20 protein-coding genes and 2 pseudogenes are annotated in these 23,143 nt (G+C 39.9%); 10 read left to right on the forward strand and 12 right to left on the reverse strand.

What is annotated here, in order from left to right:
* Positions 1 to 15: 15 nt before the first annotated feature.
* A pseudogene (locus ACZ8ZH_RS16135) lies at positions 16 to 1,018 on the forward strand (zinc-binding alcohol dehydrogenase family protein).
* 61 nt (positions 1,019 to 1,079) lie between these two features.
* On the opposite strand, the gene ACZ8ZH_RS16140 reads toward ACZ8ZH_RS16135, so the two are convergent.
* Positions 1,080 to 1,490, reverse strand: coding sequence for a PH domain-containing protein (locus ACZ8ZH_RS16140; protein WP_119064180.1), 411 nt, complete (start codon positions 1,488 to 1,490; stop codon positions 1,080 to 1,082).
* A 116-nt stretch (positions 1,491 to 1,606) separates the two neighbouring features.
* Positions 1,607 to 2,520, reverse strand: a pseudogene (lpxO, locus tag ACZ8ZH_RS16145) (lipid A hydroxylase LpxO).
* Between the two features lie 477 nt (positions 2,521 to 2,997).
* Between lpxO and fadB the strand changes: the two are divergent.
* Together fadB and fadA are read left to right on the forward strand one after the other, a co-directional pair.
* The gene (gene fadB / locus ACZ8ZH_RS16150; protein WP_119064184.1) at positions 2,998 to 5,151 is read left to right on the forward strand and encodes a fatty acid oxidation complex subunit alpha FadB; all 2,154 of its coding nucleotides are present in this window, start codon (positions 2,998 to 3,000) and stop codon (positions 5,149 to 5,151) included.
* 12 nt (positions 5,152 to 5,163) lie between these two features.
* Positions 5,164 to 6,336, forward strand: a complete 1,173-nt coding sequence (fadA, locus tag ACZ8ZH_RS16155) for an acetyl-CoA C-acyltransferase FadA (protein WP_004978712.1) — start codon at positions 5,164 to 5,166, stop codon at positions 6,334 to 6,336.
* A gap of 55 nt (positions 6,337 to 6,391) precedes the next feature.
* On the opposite strand, the gene ACZ8ZH_RS16160 is transcribed toward fadA, so the two are convergent.
* A complete protein-coding gene (locus tag ACZ8ZH_RS16160) occupies positions 6,392 to 8,344 on the reverse strand; it encodes an AAA family ATPase (RefSeq protein ID WP_119064186.1) in 1,953 nt (650 codons plus the stop codon).
* A 120-nt stretch (positions 8,345 to 8,464) separates the two neighbouring features.
* Positions 8,465 to 9,337 carry an SAM-dependent methyltransferase TehB gene (gene tehB, locus ACZ8ZH_RS16165; protein WP_119064188.1) on the reverse strand — a complete coding sequence of 291 codons (873 nt, stop codon included), beginning with the start codon at positions 9,335 to 9,337 and terminating at the stop codon, positions 8,465 to 8,467.
* A 282-nt stretch (positions 9,338 to 9,619) separates the two neighbouring features.
* On the opposite strand from tehB, the gene ACZ8ZH_RS16170 reads away from it, so the two are divergent.
* Positions 9,620 to 10,318, forward strand: coding sequence for a YidX family protein (locus ACZ8ZH_RS16170; RefSeq protein WP_119064190.1), 699 nt, complete (start codon positions 9,620 to 9,622; stop codon positions 10,316 to 10,318).
* Between the two features lie 57 nt (positions 10,319 to 10,375).
* Here ACZ8ZH_RS16170 and ACZ8ZH_RS16175 read toward each other — a convergent pair whose 3' ends face one another.
* The 3 genes from ACZ8ZH_RS16175 to ACZ8ZH_RS16185 form a co-directional block, all read right to left on the reverse strand.
* Positions 10,376 to 10,648 carry a hypothetical protein gene (locus ACZ8ZH_RS16175; RefSeq protein ID WP_119064191.1) on the reverse strand — a complete coding sequence of 91 codons (273 nt, stop codon included), beginning with the start codon at positions 10,646 to 10,648 and terminating at the stop codon, positions 10,376 to 10,378.
* 112 nt (positions 10,649 to 10,760) lie between these two features.
* Positions 10,761 to 11,510, reverse strand: a complete 750-nt coding sequence (locus ACZ8ZH_RS16180; protein ID WP_119064193.1) for a hypothetical protein — start codon at positions 11,508 to 11,510, stop codon at positions 10,761 to 10,763.
* Between the two features lie 149 nt (positions 11,511 to 11,659).
* Positions 11,660 to 12,175 (reverse strand): hypothetical protein, encoded by a 516-nt coding sequence (locus ACZ8ZH_RS16185; RefSeq protein WP_086209724.1) that lies wholly within the window; start codon positions 12,173 to 12,175, stop codon positions 11,660 to 11,662.
* A gap of 237 nt (positions 12,176 to 12,412) precedes the next feature.
* Between ACZ8ZH_RS16185 and ACZ8ZH_RS16190 the strand changes: the two genes are divergently transcribed.
* Positions 12,413 to 13,102 (forward strand): DsbA family oxidoreductase, encoded by a 690-nt coding sequence (locus ACZ8ZH_RS16190; RefSeq protein ID WP_086209725.1) that lies wholly within the window; start codon positions 12,413 to 12,415, stop codon positions 13,100 to 13,102.
* Between the two features lie 100 nt (positions 13,103 to 13,202).
* Here ACZ8ZH_RS16190 and ACZ8ZH_RS16195 read toward each other — a convergent pair whose 3' ends face one another.
* Positions 13,203 to 13,403 carry a dodecin family protein gene (locus ACZ8ZH_RS16195; RefSeq protein WP_086209726.1) on the reverse strand — a complete coding sequence of 67 codons (201 nt, stop codon included), beginning with the start codon at positions 13,401 to 13,403 and terminating at the stop codon, positions 13,203 to 13,205.
* Positions 13,404 to 13,862: 459 nt separating this feature from the next.
* On the opposite strand from ACZ8ZH_RS16195, the gene ACZ8ZH_RS16200 reads away from it, so the two are divergent.
* The 5 genes from ACZ8ZH_RS16200 (at position 13,863) to ACZ8ZH_RS16220 (ending at position 17,996) form a co-directional block, all read left to right on the forward strand.
* A complete protein-coding gene (locus tag ACZ8ZH_RS16200; RefSeq protein ID WP_162900292.1) occupies positions 13,863 to 14,024 on the forward strand; it encodes a hypothetical protein in 162 nt (53 codons plus the stop codon).
* A gap of 274 nt (positions 14,025 to 14,298) precedes the next feature.
* Positions 14,299 to 14,478: a hypothetical protein gene (locus ACZ8ZH_RS16205; protein WP_162900293.1), complete on the forward strand. Its 180-nt coding sequence runs from the start codon at positions 14,299 to 14,301 to the stop codon at positions 14,476 to 14,478.
* 10 nt (positions 14,479 to 14,488) lie between these two features.
* Positions 14,489 to 14,767: a hypothetical protein gene (locus tag ACZ8ZH_RS16210; protein WP_470247782.1), complete on the forward strand. Its 279-nt coding sequence runs from the start codon at positions 14,489 to 14,491 to the stop codon at positions 14,765 to 14,767.
* Between the two features lie 83 nt (positions 14,768 to 14,850).
* On the forward strand, positions 14,851 to 16,767 hold the full coding sequence (locus ACZ8ZH_RS16215; protein ID WP_470247783.1) for a hypothetical protein: 1,917 nt from the start codon (positions 14,851 to 14,853) through the stop codon (positions 16,765 to 16,767).
* A gap of 77 nt (positions 16,768 to 16,844) precedes the next feature.
* Positions 16,845 to 17,996: a hypothetical protein gene (locus ACZ8ZH_RS16220; RefSeq protein ID WP_119064195.1), complete on the forward strand. Its 1,152-nt coding sequence runs from the start codon at positions 16,845 to 16,847 to the stop codon at positions 17,994 to 17,996.
* Between the two features lie 179 nt (positions 17,997 to 18,175).
* On the opposite strand, the gene htpG is transcribed toward ACZ8ZH_RS16220, so the two are convergent.
* The 4 genes from htpG to ACZ8ZH_RS16240 all read right to left on the reverse strand — a co-directional run bounded on the left by htpG (position 18,176) and on the right by ACZ8ZH_RS16240 (position 23,034).
* Positions 18,176 to 20,095, reverse strand: coding sequence for a molecular chaperone HtpG (gene htpG / locus ACZ8ZH_RS16225; protein WP_470247784.1), 1,920 nt, complete (start codon positions 20,093 to 20,095; stop codon positions 18,176 to 18,178).
* Between the two features lie 99 nt (positions 20,096 to 20,194).
* Positions 20,195 to 20,539, reverse strand: a complete 345-nt coding sequence (locus ACZ8ZH_RS16230) for a lysozyme inhibitor LprI family protein (RefSeq protein WP_119064199.1) — start codon at positions 20,537 to 20,539, stop codon at positions 20,195 to 20,197.
* A 161-nt stretch (positions 20,540 to 20,700) separates the two neighbouring features.
* Positions 20,701 to 21,303 carry an OmpW/AlkL family protein gene (locus ACZ8ZH_RS16235; RefSeq protein WP_086209732.1) on the reverse strand — a complete coding sequence of 201 codons (603 nt, stop codon included), beginning with the start codon at positions 21,301 to 21,303 and terminating at the stop codon, positions 20,701 to 20,703.
* Between the two features lie 318 nt (positions 21,304 to 21,621).
* Positions 21,622 to 23,034, reverse strand: a complete 1,413-nt coding sequence (locus tag ACZ8ZH_RS16240; protein WP_086209733.1) for a Na+/H+ antiporter family protein — start codon at positions 23,032 to 23,034, stop codon at positions 21,622 to 21,624.
* Positions 23,035 to 23,143: the final 109 nt, after the last annotated feature.

Here is a 23,143-nt window from a genome sequence, read left to right on the forward strand (position 1 = left end):
TTTGAGATGAAAACTATGAAAGCTGTTGGATATTTACATGCTGGTTCTGCCGAACAATTACAAGATATGGAAGTCGATATACCCAGTCCTCAAAATAGAGAAGTCTTAGTGGCAATAAAAGCCATTTCTGTAAACCCCGTCGACTGTAAAATCAGAACCCGAGTCTCACCTGAACATGGACAGCCCAAGATTTTAGGATGGGATGCTGCAAGGTGAAGTCGTCGCTGTCGGTCCAGACGTGGAAAACTTTAAAGTAGGCGATCAAGTGTGGTATGCAGGTGATTTGACTAAAGCAGGCAGCAATGCTGAATTTCATGTGGTCGATGAGCGTATTATCAGTCTAAAACCGCATAACTTATCTTTTGCTGAAGCTGCTGCCATTCCGCTGACCGCGATTACTGCATGGGAAATGCTATTTGATCGACTTCAAGTACAACAACATGATGCTGCAAATGAGTCAATTCTAATTATTGGTGCTGCTGGTGGTGTAGGATCTATCGCCATTCAATTACTCAAAGCTAAAACCCAATTACAAGTCATCGCTACAGCCTCCCGTCCCGAGAGTCAAGCATGGGTTAAACAATTGGGGGCAGATATCGTGTTAGATCATCGCCAATCTCTAGTTGAGCAAATCCAAGCTCAGAATTTACCTGCTCCACGTTATGTTTTCTCAACGACACATACTGACCACTACTTAAGCCAAATTGCAGAGTTAATTGCACCGCAAGGTCAGTTGGGGCTCATTGATGACCCTGAGCAGCTCGATATTCGCTTACTGAAACGTAAATCTGTTGCGATACATTGGGAGTTTATGTTCACACGCTCCATGTTCCAAACCTCTGACATACAAGCGCAAGGACACTTATTACAACAAATTGCAACCTTAGTCGAAAGTCAAAAAATCCATAGCACACTCAAGCATATAATGGGACGTATTAATGCGGAGAATATGCGCCAAGCACATGCTGCCATCGAGTCTGAACACACTCAGGGAAAAATTGTATTGGCTGATTTCTAAGATCAAAAGAGCCCTCGTACATCATCGCATCGAGGGCTCTTAAATTGCGCTTGACCTAGCATCAAGCGCTTTGTTGTAGCGCCTGTATAAATTTCTGCTGATCTTTGGGTGAAACCAAAACAGATTTCACAGTTCCATCTTTTTGATAATCTACTTTGAGGCGATCTAAGGACAATGCTGGTGAAGAAACCGAGTTATTACTTGGGCTGACTTTTTGAATATCTGCCAAAGGAATAGTCCATTTCAAAAACATACTGGTAATCACCAAACAATTTTGCTCAATTCGATATTGAGTATTTACAACAGGCCACCATAACACGGCAATTGTGAGGACATAGGTCACCGTGTGAATTGGATACTGTGACATTGTAGCTTTGGCATACATTGTGAATAACAACTGTAGCAACAGACCTGTCATGGCAATAATAAATCCAATCACCCACCAGTCTTTTTTTGAACGAAATTTTTGCATATTTCCCCCTAATTTATGCTTATCTTACACAAAAATATCTCGCTTGTAAGATCATAAAATCAAAACCTTGGCCCATAAAAAAACGCCTCGAAAGACGTTTTTAAATTCCCCATATATCAAAAAATATAAGGGCGAACAAAAATCAGGAAAAAAATTCCAAGCATCAAGAACCATTTTAAAAAATAATACAGTTGGCGGTTGGTTTTTTTAAAGCTTTGGCTTTGATCCGCACTTGATAGACATAACCAAAAACTTTATTTAACCCACCTGTTTGATCGCCAGCTTCATTTGGAGAGCTGGCTGCGGTCATGACTTTTTTACCAAACCAATGGTTAAACTTTTGCATAAAGCGTGTTTTTAAAGGACGCTCGACATCAGCAAAGAAAATAATGCGATTCTGATCCGTAGTGTTTTCGGCATAGTGAATATAAGTTTCATCAAAGACTACACTTTCACCATCACGCCATGAATAGCGCTGACCATCCACATCAATAAAGCAGCGGTCATCGTTTGGTGTGAGCAAACCCAAGTGATAACGTAATGAACCTGCATAGGGGTCACGGTGACGAACTAAACGGCTGTCGGGAGCCAGTTCGGTAAACATCGCAGCTTTAATGGTCGGCAAGGTTTTCAATAACGCTGTGGTTTTTGGACACAGCTCCATAGCAGATGGGTGTGCCGAGTCATACCATTTTAGATAAAAGCGTTTCCAGCCTGTTTTAAAAAAGGAGTTAAAGCCTAAATCATCATAACTACTTGATGCTTTAATACCGCCTTTTTCATATAAAGCTTTCGCTTCATCTCGAATCATTTTCCAGTTTTCATCCAAAACTTTTAAATCTTGAAAATGCTGAGTCTCGATATACGGCTGATTCGGTACTTTTGAAAACATGTACATGAGGTAATTAATCGGTGCAAGAATCGTTGAGTGATCGAAAAATTGACGATAAAACGAGTGACGAACTTTCCCACGTTGCTGAATATAAAGGGCAGAAAGAATAAAGATCGCCAGAATGATCCACTTAATCATATAAAAACCTGAAAGCGAATAAAAAGACTAGAGTAGGAGAAGACCTAAAAGTGATCTGATATCTATTTTAACATAAGCCACAAAATACAGCCTATTTCATGTTTTTAGGAACAAGTTTTCAAGCTTTTCAATCAAACTAGATTTCTCAAAATTGACTGAATTGCCCAAAATAACAATAAAACATGAACGAAAATAAGAATAACTTCTGCATCTTATTTTCAAATACTTGTCATTAAAAACATGAAGTGAAACAAAAGCTTCATTATATTGAAGCACAATCAAGCAAAAGCACTGCACATAAACATAGAAAACAATTGAACAAAAATAGATGACCCTTGCGTCACGGCTTGATACAACTTGTTATGTTCTTTTTCGATATAGTTATCGTAAGATTGGCGGAGCATAGATGTACGTAGGAATGACGTACTCGCTTCACAACATCAACTTAGAAGTCCTCCAAAATAAAGGAGATCAGGCATGATCCACGCTGGCAATGCCATTACCGTCCAAATGCTTTCGGACGGAATTGCAGAATTCCGCTTTGACTTACAAGGTGAGTCGGTCAACAAATTTAACCGTGCAACGATTGAAGATTTCAAAGCCGCGATTGACGCTGTTAAAACAAACAGCGACATCAAAGGTTTAATCGTTACTTCGGCTAAATCTACATTTATCGTTGGCGCAGATATTACTGAATTTGGTGCAAACTTCGCTCAAGGCGAACAAGCGATTGTGGATTGGGCATTGCCTGTTCACGACATCTTCAACGCATTTGAAGATTTAGAGATTCCTAAAGTTGCTGCGATCAATGGTATGGCATTGGGCGGTGGCTTTGAAATGTGTCTCGTATGTGACTATCGTGTGATGTCAGAAGCGGCTCAAGTCGGTCTTCCTGAAATCAAACTAGGCATCTTCCCTGGTTTCGGTGGTACGGTTCGTTTAAGCCGTCTCATTGGTATCGACAATGCAGTTGAATGGATGGCCATGGCTAATCCTAAAAAACCAGCTGCTGCACTGAAAGATGGTGCTGTTGATGCAGTGGTTGCTGCGGATAAACTACAAGACGCTGCAATTGACTTGGTTAAACAAGCCCTTGCTGGCCGTGTAGACTGGAAAGCAAAACGCCAAGAAAAACTTGACCCAGTTAAATTGAACCCAATCGAACAAATGATGGCGTTCAACTCGGCGAAAGGTGCAGTACTTGCAAAAGCAAATCCTGCTCAATACCCTGCGCCTAAACTTCTTCTTGACTCATTACAAGCTGGTGCAAGCCTTCCACGTAATGAAGCACTGCAAGCTGAAGCAGCTGGTTTTGCAAAAGCAGCGATTACACCACAAGCAGGTGCATTAATTGGTCTATTCATCAATGACCAAGTGGTGAAGAAAACTTCGAAGAAATATGAAAAAGGTGCGCACCCTGTAAACCAAGCGGCTGTATTAGGCGCGGGTATCATGGGTGGCGGTATTGCTTACCAAGCGGCAAGCAAAGGCACACCAATCATCATGAAAGACATTGGTAATCCACAACTTGCTTTGGGTATGAAAGAAGCAAATGGCTTACTGACCAAACAAGTTGAACGTAAGAAGATGAAACCTGCTCAAATGGGTGAAACTCTTGCGCGCATCCGTCCAACTTTAAGCTATGACGAGTTTAAAGAAGTGGACATCGTGATTGAAGCGGTGACTGAAAATCCAAAAGTAAAAGGCATTGTACTTGCTGAAACTGAGAAGAATGTTCGTGACAACACGATCATTGCTTCAAATACTTCAACAATTTCAATCACACGTTTGGCTGAAAACCTACAACGTCCTGAAAACTTTGTCGGTATGCACTTCTTTAACCCAGTACACATGATGCCATTGGTAGAAGTGATCCGTGGTGAGAAGACTTCTGCTGAAGCGATTGCGACTACTGTAGTTCTTGCTCAGAAAATGGGTAAAACACCAATCGTTGTAAACGACTGCCCTGGTTTCCTTGTAAACCGCGTATTGTTCCCTTACTTCGGTGCATTTGACCTGCTATTGAAAGACGGTGCTGACTTCCAACAAGTCGACAAAGTCATGGAAAAATTCGGCTGGCCTATGGGTCCTGCTTACTTGATCGACGTGGTGGGTATCGACACGGGCGTTCACGGTGCAGAAGTCATGGCGGAAGGTTTCCCTGACCGTATGAAGCCAGACTTCAAAGGTTCAATCGAAATCATGTACGAAAACAAACGTTTGGGTCAAAAGAACGACGTTGGTTTCTACAAATACGAACTTGACCGTAAAGGCAAAAAAGCCAAAGTGGTTGATCCAACTGCGTATGAGCTTGTTGCTACTGTGGCAACTGCGGAAAAACGTGAGTTTGATGCTCAAGAAATCATTGACCGTATGATGCTGGCTTTCTGTAACGAAACTGTTCGTTGCCTAGAAGACAACATCGTAGCGACTGCTTCTGAAGCAGACATGGCGATGATTATGGGTGTAGGTTTCCCTCCATTCCGTGGTGGTCCATGCCGTTACATCGACCAAACAGGTGTTGCTGAATACGTTGCACTTTGCGACAAATACGCACACTTAGGTAAGGCTTATGAAGCGCCACAAATGTTGCGTGACATGGCTGCTAACAACAAAAAATTCTACGGTTAAGGAGCAACGTGAATGGCTACTTTAAATCCACGTGACGTTGTCATCGTTGATGGCGTACGTTCAGCAATGGGTAAAACCAAAAACGGTATGTTCCGCAATGTACGTGCTGACAGCTTATCGGCTGAATTGGTTCGTGCTTTAGTTGCTCGTAACCAGTTTGACACCAATGAAGTTGAAGACTTGATCTGGGGCTGTGTAAACCAGACTCTAGAGCAAGGTATGAACATTGGCCGTAACATTGGTTTATTGGCTGACCTTCCAAAAACTGTGGCAGGTCAAACGGTTAACCGTCTTTGTGGTTCATCTATGCAAGCGCTTCACACCGCTGCTGCACAGATTGCAACCAACCAAGGTGATATCTTCATCATTGGTGGTGTAGAGCACATGGGTCACGTAGGGATGATGCACGGCATCGACCTGAACCCAGAAGCGTCTAAGCACTATGCAAAAGCGTCTAACATGATGGGCTTAACGGCTGAAATGTTAGGTCGTATGAACGGCATTTCACGTGAAGAACAAGATGCGTTCGGTGTTGAATCTCACCGCCGCGCTTGGGCTGCAACACAAGAAGGTCGTTTCAAAAATGAAATCGTAGGTGTTGAAGGTCATGATGCCAATGGCTTCAAAATCCTGTGCGACATCGACGAAGTAATTCGTCCAGATGCAAACCTTGAAGCATTCAAAGGTTTACGTCCTGTATTTGACCCAAAAGGCGGTACAGTAACAGCTGCGACTTCTTCAGCTTTGTCTGATGGTGCTTCTGCAATGCTACTGATGTCTGCTGAACGTGCTCAAGCTTTAGGTCTTAAGCCACGTGCTGTGATTCGCTCTATGGCTGTTGCAGGCTGTGACGCTGCGATCATGGGTTATGGTCCTGTACCTGCAACTCAAAAAGCGCTTAAACGTGCTGGCTTAAGCATGGCAGATATCCAAACCATCGAGTTAAACGAAGCGTTTGCTGCTCAAGGCTTATCAGTCATGAAAGGCTTAGGCGTGTATGAGAAGCAAGACATCATTAACTTAAATGGTGGTGCGATTGCGTTGGGTCACCCATTGGGTTGTTCTGGTGCGCGTATTACAACGACGTTGTTGAATGTGATGGAACAACAAGATACGCAAATTGGTCTTGCGACGATGTGTATCGGCCTTGGTCAAGGTATTGCAACCATTATCGAACGTGTTTAATGTTTAATTAAATACTGAGATAAAAAAGAACCCCGCTTATTGCGGGGTTTCTTTTTTATTTAAGCTGTTTATTAACTTCTTTAAATATGTTTTCAAATCTTTCTAATGTCTCTTTAGATAATTGTTCACAATATTCTGTGGACATAGTAAAAGACTTAGCAGGTAAATAGTGATTAAATCTAGATTTATTGATAACTTTATTTATTTGAGACAAAATACCCTCAATATTTGAATCTAGATTTTTTTCATTTATTTCTGGATATTGCTCTTTAAAACTGAGGTTAAATAATTTCAGATATTCATCAATTGAGAATATATCCTCAATATCAGCTTTAACTCTATCCTCTAGAAATTCATGAAAAAATTTAATATTTTTATCAGCAATAATTTTTTCGCTAATCATTCTATCCAACTTAGATTTAGCTTTCTGGTCGGTAAAAGAATCAAGTAAACAAAAAATTGAAAGTTTAGAACCTCTTAAAAGAGAAATAAAGCTTGCTACTTTATCTAACCCCCCACTAGGAACAATTGTTATATCGTCATTCAAACCAATTCTATCAATTGACTTAAGGTATTCAGATATTTGCGTCAAATACATTAAATCTGAAACACCTTCTACTAGTAAATTTTTCTTAGAAATAAATAAATTTTGAGCAATATCATATCCTAATGCAGCTTGAAGAGGGAAAAGCGTATTTGGATCTTTTTGTTGAATACTATCTGTAACTATAGAAGTATCTGAGTCACTAAATACGGTTCTCACTCTATGCAAGCGATCAGCTTGAACCATGAAAGGAGAATGAGTTGTATATATAATTTGATAGCGATCCGTTAAATTTTCTAAAAAATTCAGTAGATCAGCTTGTGCTGTTGCATGTAAGTTAAGACCTGGTTCATCTAACAATAAAATATAGGTAGAATTATTGTCAGCCTGAATTTTATTAAACCATACTAAAAATGAAAAAAACCAGTTAAAACCTTTACTTCTATTTTGGAGTGGGAGTGAAACTCTTGTTTTAGAATTTTTAACACGTATATCTAACACATGTTCTGCAATTTGAATGTCATCAACTTCTTGACTATATCCATGAATAGATACATTTCTTTTAACCTTCCTCAATTTTTTATCAATTTTAAATTCAATATTTAAATTTTTATTTGCAGACCAAAATTCAAACAACGTATCGGAAATAGTAGCCTCTGTCGCTTCAAGTTCAGCTATATACTCTTCAAAATCATCAGCCGTTATTAATTCCTCTATATCAATTTCAGCTAACTCCAATAGAGCTTTCGCTGTTTTTAGCTCATCAGTTATCTCTTCTTCTTCTGATATCAAACTCTCTAATACAATACGAGAAGGTAACTGATAATATTCATCATAATAAATAAATTTTGGTAGATTTTTAAAAATTATCTTTCTATAAACATAGGCTTCTATAAAATTTTGCCATTGAGAACCTTTAGAAAAATATTTAGAAAAAATTTCTAAATTTTCACTACAGTCTGGATAACTCACTTTTAAAGCTTCAAACTCTTCTTCAGATTTCGTTTGCTTTAATCTAGTTATCAATTCATCCGCTAATCCAATAATATTTAGATGGGCAATAAATTTCTCAAAATCAATTTGTACGCCTCCTATTAGTTTATTGTCTGAATATCGCGAAGTAATTTCTATTTCTTTAGTTCCAATCCAACTGCCTTTCCCAACCTCTTCTTCAATTAAATTTATTAATTCATCTGAAAGCTCGTATACACAAATAATTGCTTTAGGATCTTCTCCCGATCTATCAATTGCTTTCTTTTCCTTTCTTGGATAATCTAAAGTTTGATTAAAGGTAAATTTTTCATCACTTTCAAAATAGTTCGTCTTTGCCAAACATTCTAGAACTGAGGTTTTACCAGACTCATTCATGCCTACCAAAACAGTTAGATCATTCTCAACTACAATTTTTTGAGGTGAAGTGAAGGATTTAAATTTTAAGATTTCAATGTTTTTAAGTTTGATCATAAGTATTTAAATTTTTTTGTAAATTTATAATAAATATACAACATATTCTAAAAATTATGCGTAACAACTTATAATTAATTAAGTAATTTCACTCACTTGAAAACACAGAAAAGATTTTTATTAAACTAATATTTTCCTCTGCGCTAACAACGTCGCAAAATGCTGCTTAATCCGATTACCCTGCGCATCAACCCGATGTAACTCACCTACATTTTCATTGTATTTCACAATGTTCCAACCATCGTACAAAGCGCTTAACTCCCCTGCTTTAAACGCAAATGAAAAGTCAGGCTGTGCAGGAATATCATCGGTATCCATCGCACACACGATCAAGTTAAACCCATTTATATTTGTGGCTTGTTGCATCTGCGCAATCAACGGTTTCACCGTTGGGGCTTCTAAAAACATCATCACCACCGTACAGCAAATAAAGTCATATGTGCCTGTAATGCTTGAGTCAGCATTGAGGTCACGCTGTTGTAGATGAATCTTTTGAATACCTTCAGCATCTATTATCTGCTGTAGTTTTTGCAAACTTTGCGGATTCACATCCCAAGCATCCACCTCAAAACCCTGCTGATTTAAATACAGCGAATTTCGCCCCTGCCCACAGCCGACATCCAAAGCCCAACCACAGTGTAAATACGGCATAGCCGTCAAAATTTCTGAATGCGTAGGTGAAAGCTGATATTTCTTATAAAAATAATCCTGCGGAGTACAGTAAAATTGTAGCTGACACTTTATATCATCACTGGTCGAAACAATCTTGTGCCATGCTTGAGGCTGAATAAATGGTGGCTGTTGCTCAGGGGTAAACAGATGTTCAGATTGCACTTGACCTGTCTCATCTAAAAAAGCAAAGCTTAGCTCTCCTTGATAAATCTGTAACTTGGCCCACGTGCCCGCTTTGGTATTGTGTTGATTTTTAAACCCTTGCGGAATGGTCTGCGCAGTCCACACAGGCAGTTCTTTATAACAAATCAAGTTTTGCATCAGCCGATTTCCCACCTTGTTATGACGTATTCGCTAGTCCATCGTTTTTATCGAACGCTTGTATGATCATAGCCAGTTCAGACTCAAATGAACATTCATTCAGTAACTAGAAACTACCAGTGGATAAGAAATAAAAGCGATCACCCCACTGCATTGAGCGACTTATAAAATTTACATTACTTCAATTTTTTGGCTTTGACGCCTTTTTACCCATTTTAATGATAGGCTTAAAGACAATAAAAATTCAGCTTAACTATATTTCAAATGATTTGGAGTCTAACGATGTTTGCATCACCTTTAAGAACCGTCATCTGTTTAGGCGTCATAGGAACATTATTCACAGGCTGTGCTACTAAAACCCTAATGACCAAAGACAATAAAACCTATACCCGTACCAACAAAGTAACCTTGATCGAAGACCAAGTGGTGGCTTTTGGCAAACCTGCTCAGCCTCTACCGAATTTACCTGCGCATAGTTTAGTGATTGCTGGGCAACAAAAAAGTTATGTATTGACCCAAGGTGGGCCTCAATTTGTCAGTTTGATTGGCAAATTGGACCCGAAAAATATTCAAGTCACCCGAGAACTAAACTTCTACTCAGAAAAGAATGATGGTCATTTTACAGGAACACTGCCATTGTCTTATGTGAAACTCAAAGAAGACATCAGCAAGAAAGATCTGGAATTTTTTATTGAAAATGGGGCAAAGGAATGTTCGAGTTCCAGTGATGAACGCATGTTGGCACAGCGTTTCTGTTTTGAGATCAAACTAGCAGGTGTCGTCTACCCTGCCGCGAATAATTTAGCCTCTTTAAAAGCTTTGAGTAAGCCTTATCAGGTGAGTATTTATACCCATCAAGAGGAAAGTTATAAATCCAAGTCAGGCATGAATCCTTTTGAAAAGTTAGTACTGTTGCCTTTTGCCGTGGCAATCGACGTGGTCAGCCTACCTTTCCAAGCTGCCGATAAAATCTTTGATTAATCCAATAAAGACACAGCGCTGAGAACGAATTAGGCGCTGTGTAGTTTTAGGATAGATTTAAATTAAAAGCTCGCCCATCAACCACGCCATATACTTTTCTTTGTCCATAAAGTCAGGGGCATTGCCTGTGTCTAAACTAAAGTACTGTTGATTGAATTGAATCACGATCTGTTCAGTATGGTGCCAGTCTTCGATCATTTCAAAATATTGGTTAAAGAAGAAACGATTCTTTCCCCAGTTGTTTAAGCTTTCTAATTTTGGATAGTTTTTATTTTCTACAAACTCACTATACACATGCTGAATATCAGCAAAAACGTGTATGGTTCTCATGACTCACCTGCCTACACTGAAAAGTCGTCATCTTTGTGATGCTTTTAATCTAGCAAGCTATTTTGAACAGCAGATGACAGTCTGCTTACAAAACTGTCATCTTTGTATTTGGTTATAACTTTTGTTCTACCTCTTTTTGGGTTTGTTTCTCTACCCGCTGCATTTGACCATTTAAGGCTAAAATCTCTTTATACAGCGCATTAAACTGTTGAAGTGGTATATCTTCATAAAACATAAAGGTGTTGTTTTTCTTTTCCCATTGATTGTTTTTGAGCACCAAGAAGATTTGATCTGCCTTGGCTAAATTCTGCTGTTCCAGCTTAAACAAACGCATCGCTTCTTGGCTCTTGTCACTGGCTTGCATACTGTCTGTTAACTGATGACGAAACCGAGAAGAGATCGGTAAATCCTTGGCTTGATCAATCGCCTGTTTCTGACGTTGCTCGACCTGCTGGGCATAGCTATCGACAACGGTATGTACGTCTTTCAGCATTTGTTCCGTTTCAGCATACTTGTTGTTTTTGTCTTTGCTTAATCGGTCAATATTTAAGAATTGATCCCAATTCAAGGCTTTTAAATCACGTAGATATTGATTACGCGCTTCGGCATTTTGCAACATATGACTCAGCACAAACTCAGCCATAATTTTGTAGTCGCCTGTCAGACGTGGGTCTTTTACATCGACTTGAATTGGTGTGGTCCAGTCTTGGGCTTGCTTGTAAATTTGTTCGGTCTTTTCATATAGTACCGTTTCATAGCTTTGTAGTTGCTGCTGTTCTTTTTGTTGTTGAGAATACTGATAATACATCCAACCGAAAATAGCACTGGTCGCAAGAACTAAAATCAACACGATACGTCGCATGTTCAGCTTCCTCTTCATTTCTTTTTATCATAGCAAATATCGAAGTATGATCAATATTTAAACATTTTATCAAACTTTTCAGAGCACATCGCTCATATCCTCCACGAGTTAAAAAGGAGTGTATGAGCGATCAATAAATGAAGAAGCCATTACTTGGCTGGGGTTATTCTCTGTTGCTGGATATTCTGTTGAATCCCTTGCATAAAGTTATGGTCAATTTGCCCAATCGAAATTTGCTCGCGGGCTGTTTGTACATTGGTTGCATTGCGGTCAATACCAAACGGCTGCAACATAATATATAAACCTTCAGTCGGGTTGGAGGACTGTAAACCTGCAGCAATATTCAAAACATGCTCACGTAATAGCGGAGGTACAGAGTTCAAATCTGCGGTAACTGCGGGTGGTAAAATATCCACATTTTGAGTGATGGTCGGATCGACCACAAAAGATTGTGCATCACCCTGTAATTGGATGATCCGATGCTGTAAAGCTTTACGAATATTTTCGTCTTGTTGGTACGGAATGACACCCGTTTCGGCACGAAGTTCTGATTCTGCCATAGTCTTAAAGGTAGGAAGGCTAACAATATCACCATTAGCTTTAGCCACAGTCGGCATAAAAATAAAAGCACAACAAACGATAGGAAGAGAATGTAAAAATTTCATAAAACAATCCCAAAAAATAAGAGATATAAAAAGGCAGATGTCATAGCATCACCAGCACCTCTATTGTATATTTTTCGTCCATTATGCAGCAGCGTTGTCAGATAAACGGTACAACTCAACATTGTCCTTATAATATAGCTGCGAACATCTGCTGGCTTTTTTCATGTGTTTTGCTTTAAATTTTAGAACTCACCCCCATCATTTTTTTAATTGCTTTTTACTATTTTGAGAAATTCCATGCGTGTAGATATTTGGTCAGATGTTGTTTGCCCCTTTTGCTATATTGGCAAAAAACGCTTAGAAGCTGCAGCTGAACAAGCAGGTGTTGAACTAGAAGTCCACTGGCATAGTTTTGAACTCGACCCTGAAGCGCCAACACGTCAAGAAATATCAAACTCAGAACGTCTTGCACAAAAATATGGTCGTACTGTTGCTGAAGTTGAAGAAATGCAGCGAAATATTGCAGCGATGGCTGCCGAAGAAGGAATTGAATTTAACTGGGAAAACGCTAACTCAGGCAATACCTTTAACGCCCACCGTATTATTCACTTGGCACAAAGTCGTGGCTTGGGCAATGAAGCAGAGGAAGCCTTTTTCTATAGTTATATGACACAAGGTCTCCCAATTGGCGAACGTGAAACCATTGAAGATGTCGCATCCCGAATTGGCTTAAGCCCTGTTGAAGTGGATGATGTGCTGGATTCTGACGAATATGCAGATTTCGTTAAATTTGACCAAGAAGTAGCACGTGAACAACTCAAGGTGACGGGCGTTCCGTTTTTTGTATTCGATCAACGTGTCGCTTTAGCGGGTGCTCAACCCCGTGAAGTATTCCTACAAGTCTTAGAAAAAGCGCAAGCACCTGCTGAACAACAAGAGCAAGCAGCACAGTGTACAGACGACTCGTGTGAAACACCCAAACCATAATTCAAGCCCTGTAGCGATGTTTTAAAAGCGCCTATAGTTAAAATCAAAAAATCCCCATACTTTGGGGATTTTTTATAGGTTAATGCGGTTCGCTGTGGCTTTAATCGACCAAGAAACTAATTTTAAGATTGACCCGATACTCTACAATTTTATTGTCCTTCACCACCACTTTCTGCTCATTAATCCAAGCACCCTGCACATTCTTTACCGTCTCAGTGACTTTAGCGATACCTGTCTGGATGGCATCTTCAAAACTCTTTACGCTGCTCGAATTGACTTCTACCACTTTTGCAATGGCCATGGGTTCATCCTCTGATTTTTTTGTTTTGGTTTTCCATCATAGGTGATTTTTTATACAAGATTGGATTGATTAAACATTCCACAGCAAAAACTTACGTAGTGCACACAATAGGCTTTCCACCTATTGATGATTATTTGATCAAACAATCATGTAGTTCAAGGGTCTTTCCGCTGTGATTTTGAGCAAAAAAGAGCATATCACGCATGCCCGTACTCAATTTGAAAATTTAGATTTTCACTTTTAATTTAAGTAGCTTAGCGATAGAGCAAAAACTCAAAAACCAACTAGAGCATTTATTCTAATTCATTGTTTTTTAATGATAAATGAACTCACCATTCATCTTTTTTCAAACTTTAGCTCCGCTAAAACTGTTCATTTTTTGATATTATTCATGCGAAATTTATCTTTTTTTAACCTCCCAGTCTCTTTCGAGACTTCCTTTTCCATCGAGGAAATATCATGAACGCTCTTAAGTATACTTTGGCTGTTGCTGTAATCGCTCTTTCTGCAACTGTATCTGCACAAGTAGTTTATACCCCAAGCTTTCCTGTAAAAAAACCAGTAAAAGCACAAACGGCAACTGCTCAGGCACCTGCCGAAGCACCCCATCAAGAAGCTTAATTCTTGTAAAATTAAATAAAAAATAGGCAATTTATATTGCCTATTTTTTTGCCTAAAAAGGTTAATAACTGACAAAAATTTTCAAATATTTAGCATCTAGATCAAAAATATTTAGAGTGATCTGTGTTTTAATCGAAGTTATTTACATTTTTTACAACATTTTTCTCGTATAGGATATGCAATAGTTTTTGCCTATTTAAGATTTTCTAATTATGATCAAAAAGAATACTAAACCGTAAAACCAAAACTAAATGCCTTCTTAGACCATATGCCTATGCAAAATTTACAAGCTTTAATTCAAGGTCGTATTTCTCCACAAACTATTGATCCAGATCAATTGATTGCTTTAGCAAAGCAGTACACACAACCAACTTCAGCCGAATATAAATTACTTGAACTTGCACTCAATATGATTTTAGCAAGTTATTTGGAACAAGCACAAAAACAACTTTAGAGCTCAGCACATGAAAGCAATCGAAAAAGCACTGCTGATCAAAGAACTGCATCAATTGATTGACGGTTTGGAACATCAGCATTTGTCTTTTTTGAAATTGCGCGCTCAAAAAAACGCATTCGTGAAATCTTTGCCCGTTGTGATGAGCCCATTTTCCACAAACAACTCGAAGCCTATAAAGCCCTCACTCAACCTCAAGCTACGGCCGAACACTGGTTACAGCAGAGCCCATATCGACATTTATATGTTGGTCTTTTTCAGTATGAATCTGCCCTTAGCAGTGCTTTAAAACAGCAACAACATTTTGCATGGGGCGTTTTATATAAATCGGGTTTAGGTTGGCAAATTAGCTTTCAAGATGCTTCAACTCATGTGTATAACAGCCCTTGGTTTTCAAAGTTTAAAGAGGTTTACCAATGGTTGATTGATCATTCATCAGTCGATCAGCAATTGAATATGATGGAGCCTGTTCCGACGACGCTGAGTACACACAGTACTGAAGTGCCGAAGAGTTTTATTTCGACCACAGAAGTTGCAGAAGTTGCAGAAGTTGCAGAAGTTGCAGAAGTTGCAGAAGTTGCAGAAGTTGCAGAAGTTGCAGAAGTTGCAGAAGTTGCAGAAGTTGCAGAAGTTGCAGAAGTTGCAGAAGTTGCAGAAGTTGCAGAAGTTGCAGAAGTTGCAGAAGTTGCAGAAGTTGCAGAAGTTGCAGAAGTTGCAGAAGTTGCAGAAGTTGCAGAAGTTGCAGAAGTTGCAGAAGTTGCAGAAGTTGCAGAAGTTGCAGAAGTTGCAGAAGTTGCAGAAGTTGCAGAAGTTGCAGAAGTTGCAGAAGTTGCAGAAGTTGCAGAAGTTGCAGAAGTTGCAGAAGTTGCAGAAGTTGCAGAAGTTGCAGAAGTTGCAGAAGTTGCAGAAGTTGCAGAAGTTGCAGAAGTTGCAGAAGTTGCAGAAGTTGCAGAAGTTGCAGAAGTTGCAGAAGTTGCAGAAGTTGCAGAAGCTAATCCCTTTATAACGCCCGTTGCAATAGCATCTAACAAAACAAATCATGTGGTAGATCTTGAACACGCAGCTATTTCTAAATCTTTTGTGTTTTCTGATATTGAGCTTTTAGATTCGTCAACAGTCGATATATCTGTAACACAGTCTCAGGAGCCAGAGAAACGACTCCCCGAATCTAATTTGGCATTTGACCTCACCTTAGCTGAAATAAAGTTAGAATCCGACGATAGACCATATACCAGTCAACTTGAAGCGGTGAATCCGCGCATAGCTGAGGAAAAAAATGCGGGGAAATTACAGCATTCTCAGGCCCCTCTGCAAAAGATCGAACAAGACAAGAAAGCTGCCCGCCCTATTGATACAGCTTTAAACTTGCCACTGGCACAAATAGCAAAAGCACATTCGGGTCTAGATCATTTGACCCTTAGCAATGATTCACAAGTTCAGCCTCAGAGCCCCTCTATTAAGCCCTTCGCTACATCAGCTCGACTCGATGTGCCAACTATTGTGCCTGAGCCAAATGCGGACTCATCTAAACGCCTTCTAAACTCTGAAATATCATCAACAGCATCGCCAGGTATACTGCCTACACAGATCCATCTTGGTCAGTATCAAGCGCAATTGCTTGAATTAGATCAGACCCACTTAGACCCAAAACTATATCGTCTAGACATTTCGGTGCAGACTGATATCAGCCAAAATGTCGACTTGCTCCTCTACTCTGACCAACTGGATCATTGGTCTGACTATCCGATTTATCTGGCTGAACAAACCAGTCTACAGGGACGTTTTATTAAGTATTTGGCGCTATTCGGTGCTGATAGTTCTGCTCAAGCCGTTCGCCTGAGCCAACAATTTGCACAAAGCAATCATCATCAATTGGCAGCCATCCGTGAAATTGAGTGGGAGAAATTACAGGGTCATGTACATGATGTATTTTCTATTTTTCAAGTGTATACCCAGCAAGCCAAACTGGTCTGGCATATCGAAAATTATCATCCCTTTATTTTGGCGGATCTGCTGAATAGTCGTAAATTTATTCAGTTTGAAGAAAGCTCTGCAGACCTCAATACCCCTATTTTAGTACTTAAAGAACGACAAAAAATTCGGGTCATTCATGGCCAAAGACGTGTCGAGCTCTCACGCACTGAGATCGCCTACCCTTGTTTAGTCTTAGACCGCCAGCACGGGGTCAGTTGGCAACTGATTCAAAATACAATTTCGACTTTAGCTGAGCCGATTACGGTATTTCAATTATTTGATTCTATTCAAAAACAACTCACCAACGAGTTGTAGAGTTTTGTATTTTCTACTTGTGTTCTTACGTGAAATTTACAACACTAAAACATCGAAGAACAATAAAGTATGAAAGCATGCAAAGAACTCGACATGTTAGTCCCATCTCTTTATTTTTCTGCCTAAGTTTAGGTACATGCGTCAACGTGGCTTGGGCGGAAAGCAATACAGATAGCACCCAACATTTCGTGCCACCTCATGATGTGGCTGAAATTGACCAAATTGCGTCTCCTCCCAAAGGGAGTGGACTTTTATATCAAATTCCACAGTGGATTGATTCACTTCCAACGCTCTTACCCGAAGAGTCTGACGAAGTAATTGTGCCCACCACCGACGTGACTGAAGAGCGAACTTGGGTTGACCGCCAACAAAAAGGCGTTCGGAATTGGGCAGATAAAACTGCAACCCAAATTGATGACTGGTTTGGAGACACGGATCCCAATAAACCAGCCACAGCAACTCTACGGATTTTGGTCGATAACCGCTGGAATAAACATGATGAATACGATGTAAAACCACGTATTCGAGGACGAATCAAACTTCCCACTTTAGAAAATAAACTGAGTGTGGTGTTTGGAGATGACTCTCTGGATAACGAACTGCAAAACAATGTGGCGATTACCAATGAAAACCCACCAAGTGCAGACAACGATAAATCCTTTGACCGTCGACAAACCCGTGATGCCAATAGCTCACTTGCTTTAAGGTGGTCTCAACTGTCAGATCGTTTGCCTTTTGACACTGATTTCGACTTAGGGGTACGTTCAGGCGATGATATTTATGCACGTATTGAACTCTCTAAGGAATGGAAACTGGACAATGATTTCCGTGCCTATGCAGAACAAATTTACCGCTATGGCATCGACAGTGAAAATTATTTAAGAACGAACTTAGAGTTGACACATGCCCGCCCGAATCAGGCTTTTTTATCCAACCAATTCAGCCTGACCTATGCAGATGAGCAGGATGATGACCTCACTTGGGACAACTATAGCTTTAGACAGCATCAATTCTTTCATGGTAATCGTTTTAACTACGGTCTCTACACAGGTGGATACTATAATGACGATGACTTAAGGTTGAATAGATGGGGGCCTTTTGTATCATGGCGCCAACCGTTCTTACGTGAATGGTTTTATATCCAAGGGGATTTAAACTACTTTAATGATAAACGTGAAGACCGAAGTCATTACCTCAGTGCCTTAGTTCGTTTTGAGGCACTTTTTTAGTCTAATGCTGAATCTTTAAACACAACTGTGGATAAGTCCAAACTTATCCACGGATACCCACACCATGTGATTTCCCACAGATTGAGTCGAGTTCAGAATGCCTTGAAGTCTCTATATTCGATTCATTGACATAAAAAAGCCTATCTTAGAGATAGGCTTTTTTTAAAACATGTCATGCTTTACTGAAGCAATAAACTGTTAATCCGTTTGATATATTCAGCAGGGTCATCTGGTAAGCCCCCTTCTGCAATCACGGCTTGATCAAAAATCACATTGGCTAAATCATCAAACTGTGTCGAGCCTTCCAACTTTTTCACTAGCGGGTGTTCAGGATTGATCTCTAAAATCGGTTTAGGCTCAGGTACAGCCTGTCCTGCTTGTTTCAACATACGAATCAGTTGTGGTGAAAGCTCCCCCTCACCAGTGACCAAACAAGCAGGTGAATCGACCAGACGTGTAGTCACACGTACTTCTTTGGTCTTGGTTTTCAATGAATCAGACAGTTTTTCAACCACAGGCTTGAATTGTTCTGCCGCTGCTTCAAGTGCTTTTTTCTCTTCAGCATCTTGTAAATCACCTAGGTCAACAGCGCCTTTCGCCACGTTTTGCAGTGGTGTACCATCAAACTCATGGACAAACTCCATTGCCCATTCATCGACACGGTCTGCCATAAGCAGAACTTCAATGCCTTTTTTCTTAAATAACTCTAGTTGTGGTGAGTTCTTCGCGGCATTAAGACTGTCTGCGGTCACATAGTAAATGGCTTTTTGCCCGTCTTGCATACGTGCTTTATAGTCCGCAAATGATGTGGTCACCGCATCATTGTTTGAAGTTGGGAAGCGGAGTAATTTTAAAATACGCTCACGGTTACCAAAGTCTTCGCCCAAGCCTTCTTTCAACACTGAACCAAATTCACTATAGAAAGTTTTAAACTTCTCTTGATCTTTTTCATCTTCCGATTTCGCTAAACCATCCAGCATAGTCAATACACGACGTGCATTGCCTTCTCGAATGGTTTTTACATCACGGCTTTCTTGCAACAGCTCACGACTCACATTCAGTGGTAAGTCCGCACTGTCCACCACACCTTGTACAAAGCGCAAATAGTTTGGAATTAGGTTATCCGCATCATCCATAATAAAGACACGTTTCACATAGAGCTTAATTCCTGCTTTGGCTTCACGAGTAAAAATATTGGCTGCTGCTTTGCTGGGTACATACAACAGTTGCGTATATTCAGTGCTACCTTCAACCCGATTATGCGCCCACGCTAACGGAGCTTCAAAGTCATGACTCAAGTTCTTATAAAAGTCGATGTACTGCTCTTCAGTGACTTCATTTTTATTGCGTGTCCAGAGTGCGCTAGCTGAGTTAATCGCTTCCCACTCATCCGTTTTCACATACTGACCCGGTTTTGCTTCTTCACCTTCGACAGCTTCTTCTTGCTGCCAAACCTCTTTTTGCATCTCAATCGGCAGACTAATGTGATCCGAGTATTTATTGATAATTTGTTTGACTTTATAAGACTGTAAATAATCCAACGCATCTTCACGCAGATGTAAAATAATGTCCGTACCACGGCTATCTTTGTGAATTTGCTCGACTTCAAACTCACCTGTACCTGCACTAACCCAACGTACAGCATGATCCGCATCCACACCCGCACGGCGTGATTCAACAGTAATTTTATCCGCCACAATAAAGCCTGAGTAGAAACCTACACCAAACTGACCAATCAGTTGTGCATCTGATTTCTGATCACCTGTAAGTTTCGACATAAAGTCTTTGGTTCCAGACTTGGCAATTGTACCTAGATTTTCAATCGCTTCTTGCTCCGTTAAACCGATCCCATTATCTGAAATGGTGAGAGTTTTATTGATTTCATCGAAGCTGACGCGTACATGCAAGTCAGGGTCATTTTCATAATATTCAGGGTGATTAATACCTTCAAAGCGCAATTTGTCGCAGGCATCGGACGCGTTTGAAATCAACTCACGCAGGAAAATTTCAGGATTGGAATATAGTGAATGCGTCACCAAATGTAAGAGCTGTGCTACTTCAGCTTGGAAACTATGTTTGTGCGCGTTTTGCTCGCTCATCAATCGCTCCTTAATATATTAAGTCTTATCGAGAATGCTTAATGAATTGGAGTGAGGAATGAGTTTTTCAATAGCGACCAGTATTTTTTTTCCAATTTTTTAAAATGGCCCCTGACGATAAATACGATCCAAAAGAAGATCGAGCTTTTGCTGACGCATTTTATAGACATCCATTAAACAACTTTGTGATGCGCCACAGCGGTCTCGTAGGCTCAACCATTTCATCTGCTCATCTTGAATCATGCCACGCGTCCCCATTGGAACCAAACGTTTTAAAATGTTATAGGTGGTTGCCATTTTGACATCCGCATCATTGACTGAACGATGTTCACAAATCGCATGCTCGGTTATCGTTTGTGCCTTATCGCAATTAAAACTGGCTGCCTGAATATTGATACTCCATGTCAAGCCACAGAGCACGGTTAGATACCGCATATATTTCATTTCTTATGACTCTCTTATTCTGCTTCAGTACATTTTATCTATGGTTTTATTTTAATACTGACTGATGGTGAGTTATTTACTCTTTCATCACTATTCAACTTTAGTCGTTGCATAAAAAAACCCCATCATAGATGAGGTTCTTAAAAAGCTACTTTTGATTATTAAAATTTGTAGCTATAACCAAGCGTATAAATCACTGGGTCGATATCTAACTTAAAGTTTTCAACCACAGTTTCTACTTTTGGGTTTAGGTCTGCATAACGAACATCGACAAACACCCCCCAGTTTTTCGCATCAGCAGGTTGATAGTTAAAGCCAACTTGCGCCGCATAACCATAATCTTCTTTAACTTTAACTTTAGTCCCTTCAAGTACACCTGATGTTTCCTCATCCCAAGGAATAAATGCCGTTGCACCTACACCAATATAAGGCGTGAAACCTGTTGAGTTCTTAAAGTTATACTTTGCTGTTACTGTTGGGGGTAAATGTTTGAGTTTTACTGCATTTGATCCATTCACTGTAACATCATGGCTAATCGGAGTTGCCAGTAATAGTTCTGCAGAAATATTGTCATTAAAGAAATATTCAACGGATGGTGTAAACGCCAATTCGCTATCTGCTTCAACAGTTAATGCACCATTGGCAATTTTTGTATCCTGTGTAGGCGCAATAGCAGAGCCACCGACTTTGACTTGCCATTGACCTGCCATTACAGCAGATGTAGAGAGACCCATTAATGTAATTAGAGCGATTTGCTTTAACATTTCAAACAACCTCTGTTTGTAAAATAATTAATATAAAAATAAACATTAATTAATCATAAACAAGAGTAAATTTAATATGCAATGACAATAATAATGTATTTTATATACATGTTTTAATATTTTGTTTTTATTATGTTTTTATTTTAAATAGACCATTTTGGTTGGTTTTAGAAGAACAATAAAAAATCAAAATATATTGATTTTAAATTCCGACTCATTTAATACGAATTAATATTATAAACCTGATTATTTTAATCTGATTTAATAATAAAAAAGGCGATTCATTAAAATCGCCCTTTAAAATAATCTGGGTTTAAATTACAACACCATGGCAGCAATCCAACCAAAAATCAGCAATGGAATATTAAAGTGAATAAAGGTCGGCACGACTGTATCCCAAATATGATCATGTTGACCATCCACCCCTAGACCCGCAGTCGGCCCCAAAGTGGAGTCTGAGGCTGGAGAACCAGCATCACCGAGTGCTGCTGCGGTACCAATCAGCGCCACAGTCGCTAAAGGAGAAAAACCAAACTGGACACACAGCGGTACATAAATCACGGCCAAGACAGGAACACTGGAAAACGATGAACCAATCCCGATGGTTACAAATAAGCCAATGAACAGCATGAGGAATGCAGCCAAAGCATGGTTATCCCCAATCACGTGTACTACGCCATTAACCAGTTGGTTAATATCACCCGTATGAGTCATCACTGAGGCAAAACCTGCCGCAGAAATCATGATGAAGCCAACCAAGGCCATCATGCGCATGCCTTGTACAAAGACATCATCCGCTTCTTGCCATTTAAAAATACCCGCCCCAGACAACACCGCAAAACCAACCAAGCCACCTAAAATCATAGAGCCTGAATACAACTGCGCAATGAGGGTTAGAACAATCGCTAGAAGCGCCATGAAGATGGTTTTCTTTGCAATCACGGGTACATTTTCGGCTTCACGTTTGAGCTCTTCAGCATCTTGAGCCAGATTCACTTCACCTGCACGGATCGGTTTATCCAAATCAATCGTGGTCACACGTACCACTTCACGGTCGATATAATGACGCGGTTTACGATAGCTAACGAATACCGCCACTAGAGTACCAATCACCATCCCCAATACAGGAATGGCCATTCCTACAGGCATCATCCAACGTTCAACATGCAAATTATATGCAGCACCAATCTTGTTGATATTGCCCATCAAAATTTGTTCAAGGAAAATCGCACCAAAACCAACGGGCAGGAAAATATAGGTTCCGACCAAGCCTAAAGTCAGTACACAGGCTGCCGCACGACGGTCTAAGTTCAAGTGATTCATCACTTTTAACAGTGGTGGAACCAATACTGGAATAAATGCGATATGGACTGGAATTAAGTTTTGTGAACAAATGGCCGCAACAAGTAAAATCGTCAACAGTAAGTATTTCACCTTACGCGCACGTTGATGTGAAACTTCGACTCCTAACAAACCAATCAATTTATGCGCCAATAAATCAGGTAAGCCTGATTTAGACAGCGCCAAAGCAAATGCTCCAAGCACCGCATAGGCTAAAGCCACTTCAGCACCATCACCTAAACCTGCATTAAATGCGCTTACAGTATCGGATAAACTGAGCCCCGCAACCAATCCACCAATAATTGCTGAAATGACCAAAGTCAAAACAACAGAAACTCGTGCCAGTGACAAAATAAACATCACGGCAATCGCAATTACTACTGCATTCATGGAAAACTTAAGATGATAAAAAAAACGGTATTTTAGCAGATTCAATTGGTCGAAACTGTAATTTGCTCAGCTTTATCCAAAGCTATTATATAACCCCAAGGTCTGATTT

The organism is Acinetobacter sp. SW-226 (genome assembly GCF_055632855.1).

What these genes read in the sequence shown, in the direction of transcription:
- ACZ8ZH_RS16140 (WP_119064180.1), bottom strand. Translation starts at nt 1,490, where the DNA reads ATGCAAAAATTTCGTTCAAAAAAAGACTGGTGGGTGATTGGATTTATT.
- fadB (WP_119064184.1), top strand. Translation starts at nt 2,998, where the DNA reads ATGATCCACGCTGGCAATGCCATTACCGTCCAAATGCTTTCGGACGGA.
- fadA (WP_004978712.1), top strand. Translation starts at nt 5,164, where the DNA reads ATGGCTACTTTAAATCCACGTGACGTTGTCATCGTTGATGGCGTACGT.
- ACZ8ZH_RS16160 (WP_119064186.1), bottom strand. Translation starts at nt 8,344, where the DNA reads ATGATCAAACTTAAAAACATTGAAATCTTAAAATTTAAATCCTTCACT.
- tehB (WP_119064188.1), bottom strand. Translation starts at nt 9,337, where the DNA reads ATGCAAAACTTGATTTGTTATAAAGAACTGCCTGTGTGGACTGCGCAG.
- ACZ8ZH_RS16170 (WP_119064190.1), top strand. Translation starts at nt 9,620, where the DNA reads ATGTTTGCATCACCTTTAAGAACCGTCATCTGTTTAGGCGTCATAGGA.
- ACZ8ZH_RS16175 (WP_119064191.1), bottom strand. Translation starts at nt 10,648, where the DNA reads ATGAGAACCATACACGTTTTTGCTGATATTCAGCATGTGTATAGTGAG.
- ACZ8ZH_RS16180 (WP_119064193.1), bottom strand. Translation starts at nt 11,510, where the DNA reads ATGCGACGTATCGTGTTGATTTTAGTTCTTGCGACCAGTGCTATTTTC.
- ACZ8ZH_RS16185 (WP_086209724.1), bottom strand. Translation starts at nt 12,175, where the DNA reads ATGAAATTTTTACATTCTCTTCCTATCGTTTGTTGTGCTTTTATTTTT.
- ACZ8ZH_RS16190 (WP_086209725.1), top strand. Translation starts at nt 12,413, where the DNA reads ATGCGTGTAGATATTTGGTCAGATGTTGTTTGCCCCTTTTGCTATATT.
- ACZ8ZH_RS16195 (WP_086209726.1), bottom strand. Translation starts at nt 13,403, where the DNA reads ATGGCCATTGCAAAAGTGGTAGAAGTCAATTCGAGCAGCGTAAAGAGT.
- ACZ8ZH_RS16200 (WP_162900292.1), top strand. Translation starts at nt 13,863, where the DNA reads ATGAACGCTCTTAAGTATACTTTGGCTGTTGCTGTAATCGCTCTTTCT.
- ACZ8ZH_RS16205 (WP_162900293.1), top strand. Translation starts at nt 14,299, where the DNA reads ATGCAAAATTTACAAGCTTTAATTCAAGGTCGTATTTCTCCACAAACT.
- ACZ8ZH_RS16210 (WP_470247782.1), top strand. Translation starts at nt 14,489, where the DNA reads ATGAAAGCAATCGAAAAAGCACTGCTGATCAAAGAACTGCATCAATTG.
- ACZ8ZH_RS16220 (WP_119064195.1), top strand. Translation starts at nt 16,845, where the DNA reads ATGCAAAGAACTCGACATGTTAGTCCCATCTCTTTATTTTTCTGCCTA.
- htpG (WP_470247784.1), bottom strand. Translation starts at nt 20,095, where the DNA reads ATGAGCGAGCAAAACGCGCACAAACATAGTTTCCAAGCTGAAGTAGCA.
- ACZ8ZH_RS16230 (WP_119064199.1), bottom strand. Translation starts at nt 20,539, where the DNA reads ATGAAATATATGCGGTATCTAACCGTGCTCTGTGGCTTGACATGGAGT.
- ACZ8ZH_RS16235 (WP_086209732.1), bottom strand. Translation starts at nt 21,303, where the DNA reads ATGTTAAAGCAAATCGCTCTAATTACATTAATGGGTCTCTCTACATCT.
- ACZ8ZH_RS16240 (WP_086209733.1), bottom strand. Translation starts at nt 23,034, where the DNA reads ATGAATGCAGTAGTAATTGCGATTGCCGTGATGTTTATTTTGTCACTG.